The sequence below is a fragment of the Mycobacterium sp. genome (genome assembly GCF_032162105.1).
In the GTDB taxonomy this organism is placed as follows: Bacteria; Actinomycetota; Actinomycetes; order Mycobacteriales; family Mycobacteriaceae; genus Mycobacterium.
In genome coordinates this window covers 1-13,093 of sequence record NZ_JAVRPS010000321.1, presented here as the reverse complement: position 1 = coordinate 13,093, position 13,093 = coordinate 1, and the positions used below count along the sequence as shown (strand labels likewise).

Annotated in this window: 15 protein-coding genes; 6 read left to right on the top strand and 9 right to left on the bottom strand. The window is 65.8% G+C overall.

Annotated elements, in window-relative coordinates; translation table 11 throughout:
* Positions 1-95: 95 nt before the first annotated feature.
* Together QOC69_RS16530 and QOC69_RS16525 are read left to right on the top strand one after the other, a co-directional pair.
* Positions 96-1,247 carry a sulfotransferase gene (locus QOC69_RS16530; protein ID WP_526441414.1) on the top strand — a complete coding sequence of 384 codons (1,152 nt, stop codon included), beginning with the start codon at positions 96-98 and terminating at the stop codon, positions 1,245-1,247.
* Between the two features lie 25 nt (positions 1,248-1,272).
* The gene (locus QOC69_RS16525; RefSeq protein ID WP_526441412.1) at positions 1,273-2,259 is read left to right on the top strand and encodes a UbiD family decarboxylase domain-containing protein; all 987 of its coding nucleotides are present in this window, start codon (positions 1,273-1,275) and stop codon (positions 2,257-2,259) included.
* On the opposite strand, the gene QOC69_RS16520 is transcribed toward QOC69_RS16525, so the two are convergent.
* From QOC69_RS16520 to QOC69_RS16505, 4 genes are all read right to left on the bottom strand, one after another.
* On the bottom strand, positions 2,210-2,683 hold the full coding sequence (locus QOC69_RS16520; protein WP_526441410.1) for a carboxymuconolactone decarboxylase family protein: 474 nt from the start codon (positions 2,681-2,683) through the stop codon (positions 2,210-2,212). The two genes, QOC69_RS16525 and QOC69_RS16520, sit on opposite strands and share 50 nt — an antisense overlap.
* 81 nt (positions 2,684-2,764) lie before the next feature.
* Complete coding sequence (locus QOC69_RS16515; protein ID WP_526441408.1) at positions 2,765-3,565, bottom strand: isochorismatase family protein; 801 nt, start codon at positions 3,563-3,565, stop codon at positions 2,765-2,767.
* Complete coding sequence (locus QOC69_RS16510) at positions 3,453-3,950, bottom strand: hypothetical protein (RefSeq protein WP_526441406.1); 498 nt, start codon at positions 3,948-3,950, stop codon at positions 3,453-3,455. Before QOC69_RS16510 ends, QOC69_RS16515 begins: the two co-directional genes overlap by 113 nt.
* The gene (locus QOC69_RS16505) at positions 3,947-5,104 is read right to left on the bottom strand and encodes a 3-ketosteroid-9-alpha-hydroxylase subunit A (RefSeq protein WP_526441404.1); all 1,158 of its coding nucleotides are present in this window, start codon (positions 5,102-5,104) and stop codon (positions 3,947-3,949) included. Before QOC69_RS16505 ends, QOC69_RS16510 begins: the two co-directional genes overlap by 4 nt.
* 98 nt (positions 5,105-5,202) lie before the next feature.
* On the opposite strand from QOC69_RS16505, the gene QOC69_RS16500 reads away from it, so the two are divergent.
* Positions 5,203-5,736 carry a gamma carbonic anhydrase family protein gene (locus tag QOC69_RS16500; RefSeq protein WP_526441402.1) on the top strand — a complete coding sequence of 178 codons (534 nt, stop codon included), beginning with the start codon at positions 5,203-5,205 and terminating at the stop codon, positions 5,734-5,736.
* Positions 5,737-5,754: 18 nt separating this feature from the next.
* Here QOC69_RS16500 and QOC69_RS16495 read toward each other — a convergent pair whose 3' ends face one another.
* Genes QOC69_RS16495 through QOC69_RS16475 form a run of 5 tightly spaced genes read right to left on the bottom strand, consistent with a single transcriptional unit; the run spans position 5,755 to position 10,310 of the window.
* A complete protein-coding gene (locus tag QOC69_RS16495) occupies positions 5,755-6,171 on the bottom strand; it encodes a nuclear transport factor 2 family protein (RefSeq protein ID WP_526441400.1) in 417 nt (138 codons plus the stop codon).
* Positions 6,168-7,046, bottom strand: coding sequence for a TIGR03619 family F420-dependent LLM class oxidoreductase (locus QOC69_RS16490; protein ID WP_526441418.1), 879 nt, complete (start codon positions 7,044-7,046; stop codon positions 6,168-6,170). Before QOC69_RS16490 ends, QOC69_RS16495 begins: the two co-directional genes overlap by 4 nt.
* A 2-nt stretch (positions 7,047-7,048) precedes the next feature.
* A complete protein-coding gene (locus QOC69_RS16485; protein ID WP_526441398.1) occupies positions 7,049-8,218 on the bottom strand; it encodes a thiolase family protein in 1,170 nt (389 codons plus the stop codon).
* Positions 8,218-9,282 carry a beta-ketoacyl-[acyl-carrier-protein] synthase family protein gene (locus tag QOC69_RS16480; RefSeq protein WP_526441396.1) on the bottom strand — a complete coding sequence of 355 codons (1,065 nt, stop codon included), beginning with the start codon at positions 9,280-9,282 and terminating at the stop codon, positions 8,218-8,220. Before QOC69_RS16480 ends, QOC69_RS16485 begins: the two co-directional genes overlap by 1 nt.
* 11 nt (positions 9,283-9,293) lie before the next feature.
* A complete protein-coding gene (locus QOC69_RS16475; RefSeq protein WP_526441394.1) occupies positions 9,294-10,310 on the bottom strand; it encodes a Zn-ribbon domain-containing OB-fold protein in 1,017 nt (338 codons plus the stop codon).
* A gap of 84 nt (positions 10,311-10,394) precedes the next feature.
* Between QOC69_RS16475 and QOC69_RS16470 the strand changes: the two genes are divergently transcribed.
* From QOC69_RS16470 to QOC69_RS16460, 3 genes are all read left to right on the top strand, one after another.
* Positions 10,395-11,426 (top strand): LLM class F420-dependent oxidoreductase, encoded by a 1,032-nt coding sequence (locus QOC69_RS16470; RefSeq protein WP_526441392.1) that lies wholly within the window; start codon positions 10,395-10,397, stop codon positions 11,424-11,426.
* 151 nt (positions 11,427-11,577) lie between these two features.
* Positions 11,578-12,279 carry an acetoacetate decarboxylase family protein gene (locus tag QOC69_RS16465; protein WP_526441416.1) on the top strand — a complete coding sequence of 234 codons (702 nt, stop codon included), beginning with the start codon at positions 11,578-11,580 and terminating at the stop codon, positions 12,277-12,279.
* On the top strand, positions 12,276-13,093 hold an 818-nt coding region (locus QOC69_RS16460; RefSeq protein WP_526441390.1), incomplete at its 3' end, for a cytochrome P450. The genes QOC69_RS16465 and QOC69_RS16460, both read left to right, overlap by 4 nt.

Below are 13,093 nucleotides of genomic sequence, written 5' to 3'. Positions count from 1 at the left end.
GAACTGCGGGGAGTACAAGGCCTGATGCGAAGACGAGCGCGAGTGAGGATCGCAGCGAGGCACGAGCGAGGACCGGAGCGAGCGGGAGTCGAGCCATGAGTGGGAGCGCCCGTACGGACGTCGGCACCGTCGACGACCTGCACGCGTCGGCCGTCAAGGCCGCAGGACTCGACGACTTCGGCGTCGACGACGACAACTACCGCGAGGCACTCGGCATGCTGCTCGAGTCCTACCGGCGCGACGCCGACCTGACCGAGTTCGGCAGCAAGATGTGTCGCTTCTTCGTGCGCAACGCACTGGTCGCGCGCCTGGTGTCCGAGGCGGCGTTCAAGCAGTACCCACAGCACACCGACGTCGCGATCGAGCGGCCGATCTTCGTTACCGGGCTGCCCCGCACCGGCACCACCGCCATCCATCGCCTTCTCACCGCCGATCCGGCCCACCAGGGTCTGCAGCTGTGGTTGGCGGAGTTTCCGCAGCCCCGCCCGCCCCGCGAAACCTGGTCGGAGAACTCGGTTTTCGTCCAGCTCGACGCGCAGTTCACCAAGGCGCACGAAGAGGATCCGGACTACACCGGGCTGCACTACATGACCGCCGACGAGGTGGAGGAGTGCTGGCAGTTACTTCGCCAGTCGTTGCACTCGGTCTCGTACGAGACGCTCGCCCACCTGCCGACGTACTCGCAGTGGCTGGCCAAGCAAGACTGGACCAAGCCGTATCAGCGGCACCGCAAGAACCTTCAGCTGATCGGGCTCAACGACGTGGGGAGGCGGTGGGTGCTGAAGAACCCCAGCCACCTGTTCGCCCTCGACGCGTTGTTCGCGACATACCCCGACGCGCTGGTGGTGCAGTGCCACCGGCCGGCTGAGACCATCCTGGCGTCGATGTGCTCGCTGGCTCAGCACACGACCGAGGGCTGGTCGAACACCTTCTCCGGCAACGTGATCGGGCAGGATGCGATCGAGACCTGGTCGCGCGGTCTGGAATTGTTCGACGCCGAACGCGCCAAACACGATCCGGCCCAGTTCTACGATCTCGACTACTTCGAGCTCGTCAAGGATCCGATCGGCGTCGTCGAGGCCATCTACAACAAGTTCGGGCTGGACTTCACCGACGCGGCCCGCGAGTCGATGGAGACCATGCACGCCGAGAGCCAAAAGGGCCCGCGCGCACCGAAGCACACGTACTCACTGGCCGATTACGGGTTGACGCCCGAGGCGGTCAAGGAGCGCTTCAAGGGGCTGTAGACACCACGTTGCCGGATCAGTGCTGGTGCCTGCCAACGCCGAGATCGTGCTCGAGTGCGAACTGATGGCGACCGAGGGATTGACCCACGACGAGGGACCGTACGGCGAGTTCACCGGCATGTACGGCGGCGGAATCAAGGCCAACTTCCCCAAGGGCGGCATCTACCAGCACGCGACGATCGGTGGCAAGCACCCTTGGTACACCGACAACATGCTGCAGCTGCCCATGATCGAGTCGGACCTCTACGGCGGGCTCGCCATGGCCGGGATCGACGTCAAGGAGGTCCGCGCGCCGCTGGGCGGGTTGTCGAACATCGCCTACGCGAAGATCAACACGCGAGGCGCGGGCGATTCGAAGCAGGCGCTCGGAGTCATGTTGACCCGCTCGAAACAGGGGCTTCCGAAGATCGCGATGGACTTCGACGAGGACGTCGACATCTGGGACGACAACGCGGTGCAGTGCGCCATGGCATTTCGGTACATGCCGCACCTCGACGCGGTGACCATCCCGAACTGCAACACGATGACCGTCGACCCCACGATCGTCGACCCCATGATCGCCGAAGACGCGGCGCCGGGAACCACGTCGAAGATCGGGCTGGACTGCACGATCCCGATCAGTCCGAAGTTCAACCCGTCGCACTTCGATCGCAGCATGGCGTTCGAACTCGGCGATCCGCCGTCGGACTTGGTCGTGATGTCTGAGGCGGAACTGACGCCAAGCATGGCGGCGCTCATCCGCGAGGCTCCCCGGACGTGGAAGGAGATCCTTCAGCATTACAACGGGCCGGCCGTGCCGCGCCGTCTACGGAGCGTTCAGCAAATCTTCGTCATCAACTCGGACGCTGCGACGACGAACCGTCGTACCCCTACACGTTCTCCGACACCGATTTTGCCGTCGATGCACCGCAACGGCCAGTCTCGAACTTCGACCCGCGGCATCGCGCGTAAACCGCAGCCGCCTATCCGAATTGGCCGGGCTGGTAATCGCCTGCGGGCTGCTGGACGATGACGTTCAAACGGTTGACGGTGCCCATGAAGGCGATGAGGCACACCAGCGCGGCGAGCTGGTCCTCGTCGTAGTACTTGACGGCATTCGCCCACACCTCGTCGGACACGCCGCCTGCGGCGTCGGCGATGCGGGTGCCCTGCTCCGTCAACTCAAGGGCAGCGCGCTCCGCTTCGGTGAACACCGTGGCCTCTCGCCAGGCCGCGACCAGGTTGAGGCGCGTCGAGGTCTCCCCGGCGTGCGCGGCGTCCTTGGTGTGCATGTCGGTGCAGAAACCGCAGCCATTGATCTGGCTGGCGCGCAGCGCTACCAGCTCCCGCGTCGCGGCCGGCAGCGGCGAGCCCGCGATCGCCCTGCCCGCCGAGGTGACGTACTTCAGGATCTTGCCTGCGGTCGGGTTGTCGAAGAGGTTCAAGCGAGCGTCCATGGTGCACTCCTAGTCGTTGGTGGTTGCACCTCTTGGACACCACGGCTCGGCCGTTTGTGACATCAACGAATGTGACATGGGTCATCCGCGCGTCAGGATGGCCGTCATGTCCTCGGCATCGATGACATCGGCGAAGGTGAGCAGCGTGGTGGCCAGGCTGCCGTTGTGCTCGGCGTCGGTGTCGGTGGCCGTGGCGTCGCACACGAAGAACACCCGGTAGTTGAGCATCATGGCGTCGCGCGCCGTCGATTCGCAGCAGATGTTTGTCGCGCAACCGGTGATGATCGGCGTGTCGATGCCCCGAGAAGTGAGCAACGCGTGGGCATCCGAGGTGTCCTTGATGAATGCACCGAACCGGTACTTGTTGATCCGAAGGTCGTTGTCCTCGGTCTCGATCGAGGGGTGCAGCGCGTGGCCCGGGCTGCCGTCGGCGAAGGTGGCGTACATCCCGGCTCGCATCTCCGGCGTCCAGAACGCGTCGAACCAGTTCGACCAGGTGGACTTGCTTTCGTCGTCGAGCGTGTGCTGAACGAAGACGTTCAGAACACCGGCCTCGCGACAGGCCGCACTGATCGCATTGATGTTCTCAATGATTCCAACCGCATTGGGAATCTCGGCCGGAGCACCAGGCGTCGTGAATCCGACCTGCATGTCGATGATCAAGTGGGCGGTGCGCGCAGGATCGACATCCTCGAAGAGACGCAGACGGCCGCGACGTTGAATGGCCAGATCGACGATCTCCTGTGGATGTCGACATTGTGCACTGAAGTCAGCCGTCGCCGGGAGCCGGGGCGGTCGAGACCTCGTCGAGGCAGCCCTCCGCGACGGCGTGCTTGATGCTGTCGGCGAGCCGTGGGCAGGCGCGGCTACGGCTGCTGTCACCGCCGCTCGCCCGCACCTCGGCGAATGTCGCGCAACGTTGCGATGCATCCGAATTCCACTGCACGGCAGTGTGCCCGGGACCCAGCTTCTTGACCGCCACGGTGACGTGGCAGAACCTGCAATCGACGGGCGCCAGCCCGGCATTGAGGTAGCGCTCGCGATCGCGCGCGGTCGCCTCCCGCACCGCCGCGGCCCGCTGCGGATCCTCGGCGAAGTCCGGCGCCTTGCGCGACGAACGCGTGCTCGGTCCGTGGCCGGCCGGATGATCGTCATCGTCGTGCGCGCCGTGCAGGAGCAACATCGAGCGGGCCAGACGGTCGACGTCGGCGGGGCCGGCAATCGGGCCACCGTCTGGCGCTTGCATCCGCTCGTCGTGCGTGGTCATGTCGCAGGCTGCTCCGCGGCTTCCTTCTCCTGGGCCTGCACCTTGAGATTCTCCTCGACCTCGACGTGCCACTTCTCGTTCGCCGCCGTGGTGTCGACCTCGATTTCGAAGCGGTCGACCATGTCCGGCGAGATGTCGGCGACGTCGACGTAGAACTGCTGATACCACCGGCGCATCTGATAGACCGCGCCGTCTTCCTCGACCAGCAGGGGGTTGTCGATGCGGGTCTTGTGCCTCCAGATCTCGACGTCCTGCAGGAAGCCCTTGCTGACGCCGTCGGTGAACGTCGTCGCCAGCTTCTCGGTCATCTTCTCGTCCAGGCCCTTTGGCTTCTCGACGATGACGCCCCACTGCAGGACGAAGGAATCCTGGTTGACCGGGTAGTGGCAGTTGATCAGGATCGACTCGGCCTTGAAGCCGCCGTAGTTGTTGTGCAGCCAGTTGATCATGAAGGACGGCCCGAAGTACGACGCCTCCGAATCCAGGTGCGCTTCACCGTAGGACGTGCCAAGGTCGTTCACGTCCGGCCGGCCGACGTTGTGCAGGTACTGCGAGGCGATGTGGCCCTCGAACACGTTCTTGAAGTACGTCGGCAGACCGAAGTGGATGTAGAAGAAGTGCGCCATGTCGGTGACGTTGTCGATGATCTCGCGGCAGTTGGCGCCTTCGATCAGGATCGAGTTCCACTTCCACTCGGTCCACTCGTCGCTGGCGGCCTCCGACAGCTCGGGGACCCGGACCTCGGGCGGCGGCGGGTTGCCCTCGACGTCGTGCCAGACGAACAGCAGGCCGCTGCGGATGTCGGTGGTCCAGGAGCGGGTCCTGGCCAGGCGCGGCGTCCGCTTGGCGTAGGGCACCAGCTTGCACTTGCCGTCCCCGCCCCAGCGCCAGTCGTGGAACGGGCAGGCGACCTCGTCGCCCTTGATGGTGCCCTGGGACAGGTCACCGCCCATGTGCCTGCAGTAACCGTCGAGGATGTTGAGCTCACCCTTCGAGTCGGCGAACACCACCAACTTGGTGCCGAATGCCTCGACGGAGTGCGGCTTGCCGTCCTGGTATTCGGCCACGGGGCCGAGGCAGTGCCAGCCTCGCGCGAACCGGTCCGGCAGGGCGCCGGTGTCGATCTCACGGACTCCTGCGGTATCGGTAGTCACGGTGGGCCTCCCGTTCCTTGGTCTCTAACTAGAACACGTTACAGTTTTTGGAGCCCATCGCGCAATGCAAGCGCATCTACCTGCGGTATATCTAGTTGATGCCGTTGTACTCCTTCGAGGGCCGCTCACCCGTCATCGACGATGGCGCGTTCATCGCCCCCACTGCCACGCTGATCGGCGACGTGCACGTCGAGGCGGGTGCCTCGGTGTGGTTCAACGCGGTCCTGCGCGCGGATTTCGCCCCGATCATCGTCCGGGAGGGGGCAAACGTGCAGGACTGCAGCGTGCTGCACTCGCCGCCCGGCATCCCGACCGACGTCGGACCCGGTGCCACCGTCGCGCACGGCTGCATCATCCACGGCGTGCACATCGGGCAGGAGGCGGTCATCGCCAACCACGCGACCGTCCTCGACGGCGTGGTCATCGGCAGGCGCAGCCTGATCGGGGCGCACTCGCTGGTCGTCGGTGGAACGAAGATCCCCGACGAGGTTTTCGTCACCGGTGCGCCGGCCAAGGTGCGTGGCCCCATCGCCGGTACTGGTGCGGAGATGTGGGTGAACGTCAATCCCGGCGCCTACCAGGACCTGGCGCGGCGGTACATGACGGGCTTGAAGCTGATAACCAACCCCTAAGCGCGGACTGGTCGCGCGTTAGACGAGCGTCGCGCTCGCGGTAGCGCGGTCGAGTTCCCAATAGGCGCGCAACGCGACGATCTTGCCCTCGTCGTTCACGCGGTAGGTGAACACGCCATCGGCGGTGACCCGGTACCCCTGCGCGACGATCACGATGTGGCCGACGTTGGCTTCCTCGTTGCCGCACTGAAACGTTTCGGCGAAGTTGAACTCGAGCTGGCTTGGCGCGATCGCCATGTCGAAGAACGCCGCGATGGCCTCCTTGCCGCGGTGTCCCTTGCCCTCGGGGTCGAAGTGCGACGGCCCGATCGGGTCCTCGACGATGGCGTCGTCGGCGAACAGTGCGAGCCAGGCCTCCTTGTCCCGCGCCACGGCCGCCTCGCGGGACCGTTTGCCTGCCAGGTGAACCGGGGCTTGGGGGTCGGTCACGGTCATTGCTGCCATCCCGAGTGGATGTAGGTGTCGGCGAAGCGCTTGAGCGAATCCTTCTTCTTCTCCAGCGGAGCGTCGAAGCCGAGTCCGTCGAACATCCAGGGAATGACGATGTTGTCGGTGACCCCGGCCGCCGCGAGGTCGCGATGCCCGCCGACGCCGAACTTGTCGATGCAGACCGCCTGGAACTCGAACGGCTCATCGGCGCGGCCGTACTCGGCCCGCAGCACGTTCAGCTTCCCGATCGTCTCGGCCAACTGGTCGCACGTCATCATCGCGCTGGTCCAACCGTCGCTGACCCGCGCGGCCCGCTTCAGCGCGACCTCGGTGTGGCCGCCCACGTAGAACGGCACCGGCTTGCTCGGCGCAGGGCTCATCTGCAGCTTGTCGAAGTCGAAGAACGTGCCGTGAAAGTCCACCATGCCACCGCCAAGCACCAGCTTGATGACCTCGATCATCTCGTCGACGCGGGCGCCACGCTTGGCGTACGGCACGCCGCACCACTCGAACTCCTCGGGCGCCCAGCCGATTCCGACGCCGAACCCGAACCGATTGTGTGTCAGGTTCGCCACCGACCCGACCTGTCGGGCCAGCAGCAGCGGATTGCGGGAGCCCAACTTCATCACGTTGGTGTAGAAGAACAGCGTCGACGTGACGGCGCCCATCGCGGCCGCGGCGATCAGCGGATCCACCCACGGGGTGTCGGCGTTCCACATCCGCGACCCGTCCGGCGTGTACGGGTAGTCGGTCGACTGCTTGTCCATGTAGAACAGCGAGTCCGGCAGGGCGATCGCGTCGAACCCGACGTCCTCGGCGCATTGCGCCAGATCCACCAACTCCTCGATGGCGCCCATCGCGACGCTGCAGGTGTACTTCATCGTCACGGCTTGTCCGAGCTGACGACCCACATCGAGTAGTACTGCGAGCCACCGCCGTAGGCGTGGCCGAGAGCCTTGCGGGCCCCCTTCACCTGATGGTCGCCTGCCTTGCCCATCACCTGGATCGCCGACTCGGCGAACCGGATCATGCCCGACGCACCAATCGGATTGCTCGACAGCACGCCGCCGGAGGCGTTGAACGGGATGCGCCCACCGATCGCGGTCTCGCCTGCTTCGGTGAGCTTCCAGCCCTCGCCCTCTGCCGCGAAGCCGAGGTTCTCCAACCACATCGGCTCGAACCAGGAGAACGGCACGTAGACCTCGGCGGCGTCGATCTCGTCGATCGGACTGGTGATGCCTGCGTCGCGCCACAGCGCCGCGGCAGCGTCGCGGCCGGCCTGCGGGTTGACCTGGTCGCGGCCGGAGTACGCCAGCGGTTCGGTGCGCAGCGCGGTGGCGTGGATCCAGGCCACCGGATGGCCTTCTGCCACCCGCTGATCCGCGATCTCCTCGTTGCCGATGACCATGGCGCAGGCGCCGTCGGAGGACGGGCAGGTCTCGTCGAAGCGGATGGGATCCCAGAGCATCTGGGAGGCCATCACCTTCTCCAGCGTGATGTCGGGCTGGTGAAGGTGCGCCAGCGGATTCTTGGCGCCGTTGAGCCGATCCTTCACCGCGACCTTCGCGCCGATGTGGTTCGGTGCACCCGAGCGGCGGATGTACGACCGGATGTGCGGCGCGAAGTAGCCACCGGCACCGGCGCCGACGGGCTTGGTGAACGGCACCGGAATGCTCAACGCCCACATGGCATTCGACTCGGACTGCTTTTCCCAGGCCATCGTCAGCACGCGCTCGTACTTGCCGGACTGCACCAGGCTGGCCGCGACGATCGCGGTCGAGCCGCCGACCGAACCGGCGGTGTGCACCCGGATCAGAGGCTTGCCTGTCGCGCCGACCGCGTCGGCCATGAACAGCTCGGGCATCATGACGCCCTCGAAGAAGTCGGGCGCCTTGCCGACCACCACGGCGTCGATGTCGTCGAACGTCGAACCGGAGTCTTCGAGCGCCTTGTCGATGGCCTCGCGGACGAGGCCGTTCATCGAGACGTCCTTGCGCTTGGCGACGTACTTGGTCTGCCCGGTGCCGAGCACTGCGGCGTTTAGACCGGCCATCAGTTCTTTCCTTCCAGGACCGCGACGAGATTCTGTTGCAGCGCAGCACCGCTGGTGGCGTGAGCGAGTACGCGCTGCGCGGATCCGTCGAAGATGTGTCGGGCCGCGAAGCCGATGCGCTCCAGACCGGTGGAGAACATGGGGTTGGCGGCCAGCGCGCCCCCGGATGGATTGACCTTCGTCGAACCGTTGAGCCCGATGGCCTCGGTGAGGATCAGCTGTTGATGGGTGAACGGCGCGTAGAGCTCGGCCACGTCGATCGATCCGATGTCACCGCCGGTGGCCGCCTTGGCCGAGGCGGCCGTGGACGGGGACGTGGTCAGGTCCCGCGCACCAAGCACGGGGGTTTCGATGCGGTGCTCGATGCCGGTGATCCAGGCCGGGTTCTCTCGAAGCTCGCGGGCCTTGTCGCCTGCAGCCAACACGATCGCCGAGGCGCCGTCGGTGATCGGCGCAATGTCATGGCGGCGCAACGGATCCGCGAAGTACGGCCTGGCGAGCAGCTCGTCGATGCTGCTAGCCGGCTTCTCGGAGTCGATCCGGCCGGAGACCGCGAACGAATCCACCGCCACCTGGGCCATCTGCTCGGCGGTCCACTTGCCGGAGTCGAGCCCGAGCCGCGCCTGCAGTCCGGCCATCGACACGGCGTCCGGCCACAGCGGGGCGACCGTGTAGGGATCGGTCTGCATGGCGAGCACCCGGCGAAGCGTGCCCGCCGACGACTTGCCGAACCCGTACACCAGCGCGGTGTCGACCTGGCCGGTCAACAGCTTGATGTAGGCCTCGTACAGCGCCCATGCGGCGTCCATCTCGACGTGTGACTCGTTGATCGGCGGCACCGCACCGATCGAGTCGATCGCCGAGATGAACGAAAAGGCGCGTCCGGCAAGGTAGTCCGACGAACCGGAGCACCAGAACCCGATGTCGGTCTGTTCGATGCCGAGGTCGGCGTAGATCGAGGCGAAGCACGGCATCAGCATCTCGACGCCGTTGGTGGTGCCTTCGGTGCGGCGGACGTGCGGGGAGTGCGCGAAGCCGACGACGGCGATGTCGCGAAATGTCATTGGGTAGGCCTTTACAGGTGGTGCTTGTAGGTGTCGTACTCGGCGTCGGGCTCACCCGTCGGCCGGAAGTACTCGATGTTGTCGATGCCGAGACCCCACTCGTCGCGTGGCCGCCACACCGCTTCGACCCGCATGCCCATCCGCACGTCGGCGGCGTCGATCTCGGTGACCAGGTGCAGGAAGGGGATGTCGGCACCGTCGAGCAGCACGTAGGCCGCGACGTAGGGCGGTTTGATGCGCTGGCCGGCGAACGGGATGTTGATGATCGCGAACGTCGTCACCGTGCCCTTGTCCGGCAACTCGACGAACTCGGTGAGCTGCCTGCCGGTGGCCGGATCGGCCTCGCGCGCAGGGAAGTACACCTTCCCCTTGCCGCCGCCGTCCAAGATGGCGTAGGCCCCGATCAGCTTGCCCTCCTCGAGACCACGCAGGAACGTGCTCTCGGGCAGTGACGCGGTGTGCTGGATCTCGATCGCGCTCGGGACGACCAGCAAGGTGACGGGATCGCGATCATCCGTCGTCTCCTCGGGCACCTCCTCTGCCGAGTCGCCGAGCGCGAAGTACGCGATATCGGTGATCGAGCCCACCGGCTCGTCGACCCAGTGCACGTGCACCCGTGCGCCCGTGCTGATTGATTCGGCGGAACCCGCGGCTCCCACGTCAATGGCATGCAAGAGCGGGGTGTCCGCGCCGTCGAGCTTGATCAACGCCCACGCGAACGGGCGGTCGAGGGGCTGACCCTCCAGCGGTAGGGCCTGCCACGTCCACGACACCACCGTGCCCACGCTCGCGACCGGCACGACCTCGGTCAGGGGCTGGTAGTCGACGGGGTCATACTCGGCGGGTGGCACATGCACCCGTCCGTCCGAACCGCGCACGCCGAGAATGCGTCGCTCGCGCAGGGCGGTGAAGAACTGGCTGAGGAGTGGTCCGACTGAACGGGTGTAGTCGAACGAGAGCCTCAGCGGGGCTGAAAGTGGCGGCTCATGTGTGTCGATCTGCACCGGGCTGCTTTGGCTGGCGGTCACAGCATCGAGTAGAACAGGTTCTAAGAATGGTTTCAACCACGGGTCGAGAGGCGAGCTAATGAACGCAGGGTCGGGGTGGTGGGAATGAAGCTAGGCCTTCAGCTCGGATACTGGGGCGCGCAGCCGCCGACCGACCACGCCGAACTGGTCGCTGCCGCCGAGGAGGCCGGATTCGACACGGTCTTCACCGCAGAGGCGTGGGGCTCCGACGCCTACACGCCGCTGGCCTGGTGGGGCCGCGAGACCACCCGGATGCGGCTCGGCACGTCGGTCATCCAGCTGTCCGCGCGCACCCCGACCGCCTGCGCGATGGCGGCGTTGACGCTGGATCACCTCTCCGGCGGCAGGCACATCCTCGGCCTCGGCGTGTCCGGACCCCAGGTGGTCGAGGGCTGGTACGGCCAGAAGTTTCCGAAACCGCTGGCCCGAACACGCGAGTACATCGACATCCTGCGCCAGGTCTGGGCGCGCGAGGCACCCGTGCACAGCGACGGGCCGCACTACCCGCTGCCGCTGACCGGCGAGGGCACCACGGGCCTTGGCAAGAACCTCAAGCCGATCACCCATCCGTTGCGCGCCGACATCCCGGTCATGCTGGGCGCGGAGGGTCCGAAGAACGTCGCGCTGGCCGCCGAGATCTGCGACGGCTGGCTCCCGATCTTCTACTCGCCGCGGATCGCCGACATGTACAACGAGTGGCTCGACGAGGGCTTCGCCCGGCCGGGTGCCCGGCGCACCAGGGAGACCTTCGAGATCTGTGCAACGGCGCAGGTGGTGGTCACCGACGACCGGCCAGGCATCATGGAACTGATGAAGCCGCATCTCGCGCTGTACATGGGCGGGATGGGTGCCGAGGACACCAACTTCCACGCCGACGTCTACCGCCGGATGGGTTACGCCGAGGTGGTCGACGAGGTGACCGCGCTGTTCAGGAACAACCGCAAGGACGAGGCGGCCGCCGTCATCCCCGACGAACTCGTCGACGATTCGGCCATCGTCGGCAACCTCGACTACGTGCGCGAACAGATCAAGGCGTGGGAGGCCGCGGGCGTCACCATGATGGTGATCGGCGCCCGCTCACCCGAGCAGATCCGCGACCTCGCAGCACTCGTGTAGGCGCGTTTCTCCCCGCGAGACGCAAATGTGCCCGACACGCCGCGGTTTTCGGCACGTTTGCGGCTGCTCGCGGGGGATGTTGCGCGACTCGTGTAGACACTTCTTGCTACTTGTCTAGAACACGTTCTAGATTTGGCGTGTGACCGACGCCATATCCCAGCACACCATCGCAGGCACCGTGCTGACCATGCCCGTGAAGATCCGCACTGCGACTCAGCACAATGCGATCTTCGCCGTAGACGCGGACGCAGCACAGCGGCTGATCGACTACAGCGGCCTCGAGGTCTACCGGCCATTTCGCCGTCGAGCCATCGTGACGCTGATATTGACTCATTTCATCGACGGCGACCTCGGCCCGTACTTCGAATACAGCACCTGTGTGATGGTCAATCCTCCGGGTGCCGACGCGCCCGGGTTTCAATCGGCATTCGTACAGCACATGTTCGTTGACCAGACCTTCACGTTGGAAGCCGGACGGACGATTTGGGGCTTCCCCAAGGTCATGGCCGACTTCACCATCCGCGATGGCAAGCAGTTCGGTTTCGACGCCAGCATCGACGGTCAACTCGTGCTTGGCATGGAATTCAGTCCCGGGCTTCGGGTTCCGTCGGCGCTCACTTCACGGGAGCAGGAGTTGCGTGCGTACTCCTGTCTCGACGGCCTGACACGCGAAAGCGCCTACGAGGTCTCCTTCCACGGCGCGCGATACCGGCCCGGCGGCGCGCGAATCCGGCTCGGCGACCACCCCAATGCCAAAGAACTTGCAGCGCTTGGCTTGCCGAAGCGCGCGCTGATGTCGAGCTCGGCCGACAACGTCGAGATGACCTTCGGCGACGCCAAGGAGATCGCATGACTCAGACGCTCGCCGGGACCAAGCCGGACGTCGACCTGACCGACGGCAACTTCTACGCCGACGGCGGCGCCCGCGGGGCATACCGCTGGATGCGGGCCAACCAGCCGGTGTTCCGGGACCGCAACGGGCTTGCCGCCGCGTCGACGTATCAGGCCGTGCTCGACGCCGAGCGCAACCCGGAGCTGTTCTCCAACACCGGCGGCATCCGGCCCGAGACGCCAGGCATGCCCTACATGATCGACATGGACGATCCCTCGCATCTGTTGCGGCGCAAGCTGGTCAACTCCGGCTTCACCCGCAAGAGGGTGATGGACAAGGTGCCGTCCATCGGCACGTTGTGCGACACGTTGATCGATGCGGTGTGCGAGCGGGGGGAGTGCGACTTCGTCCGAGAGATCGCCGCGCCCCTGCCGATGGCGGTGATCGGCGACATGCTCGGAGTGTTGCCCGAGGACCGCGAGCTGCTCTTGAAGTGGTCCGACGACTTGGTGATCGGGCTGAGTTCGCACATCGACGAGCTGACCGCCCAGGCGGTGATGGAGGCATTCGCCGCCTACACGGCGTTCACGATGGACATCATCACCAAGCGGCGCACCGAGCCCACCGAAGACCTGTTCTCCATCCTGGTCAACGCCGAGGTCGAGGGCCAGCGGATGTCCGACGACGAGATCGTCATGGAAACACTGCTGATCCTCATCGGCGGTGACGAGACCACCCGTCACACCCTGTCCGGCGGGACCGAGCAGTTGTTGCGCCACCGCGATCAGTGGGAGGCGCTGGTGGCGGATGAGCGCTTGCGCGAAGACCATGGAGG

What these genes read in the sequence shown, in the direction of transcription:
- QOC69_RS16490 (WP_526441418.1), bottom strand. Translation starts at nt 7,046, where the DNA reads ATGAAGTACACCTGCAGCGTCGCGATGGGCGCCATCGAGGAGTTGGTG.
- QOC69_RS16470 (WP_526441392.1), top strand. Translation starts at nt 10,395, where the DNA reads ATGAAGCTAGGCCTTCAGCTCGGATACTGGGGCGCGCAGCCGCCGACC.
- QOC69_RS16495 (WP_526441400.1), bottom strand. Translation starts at nt 6,171, where the DNA reads ATGACCGTGACCGACCCCCAAGCCCCGGTTCACCTGGCAGGCAAACGG.
- QOC69_RS16520 (WP_526441410.1), bottom strand. Translation starts at nt 2,683, where the DNA reads ATGGACGCTCGCTTGAACCTCTTCGACAACCCGACCGCAGGCAAGATC.
- QOC69_RS16500 (WP_526441402.1), top strand. Translation starts at nt 5,203, where the DNA reads ATGCCGTTGTACTCCTTCGAGGGCCGCTCACCCGTCATCGACGATGGC.
- QOC69_RS16530 (WP_526441414.1), top strand. Translation starts at nt 96, where the DNA reads ATGAGTGGGAGCGCCCGTACGGACGTCGGCACCGTCGACGACCTGCAC.
- QOC69_RS16485 (WP_526441398.1), bottom strand. Translation starts at nt 8,218, where the DNA reads ATGGCCGGTCTAAACGCCGCAGTGCTCGGCACCGGGCAGACCAAGTAC.
- QOC69_RS16510 (WP_526441406.1), bottom strand. Translation starts at nt 3,950, where the DNA reads ATGACCACGCACGACGAGCGGATGCAAGCGCCAGACGGTGGCCCGATT.
- QOC69_RS16480 (WP_526441396.1), bottom strand. Translation starts at nt 9,282, where the DNA reads ATGACATTTCGCGACATCGCCGTCGTCGGCTTCGCGCACTCCCCGCAC.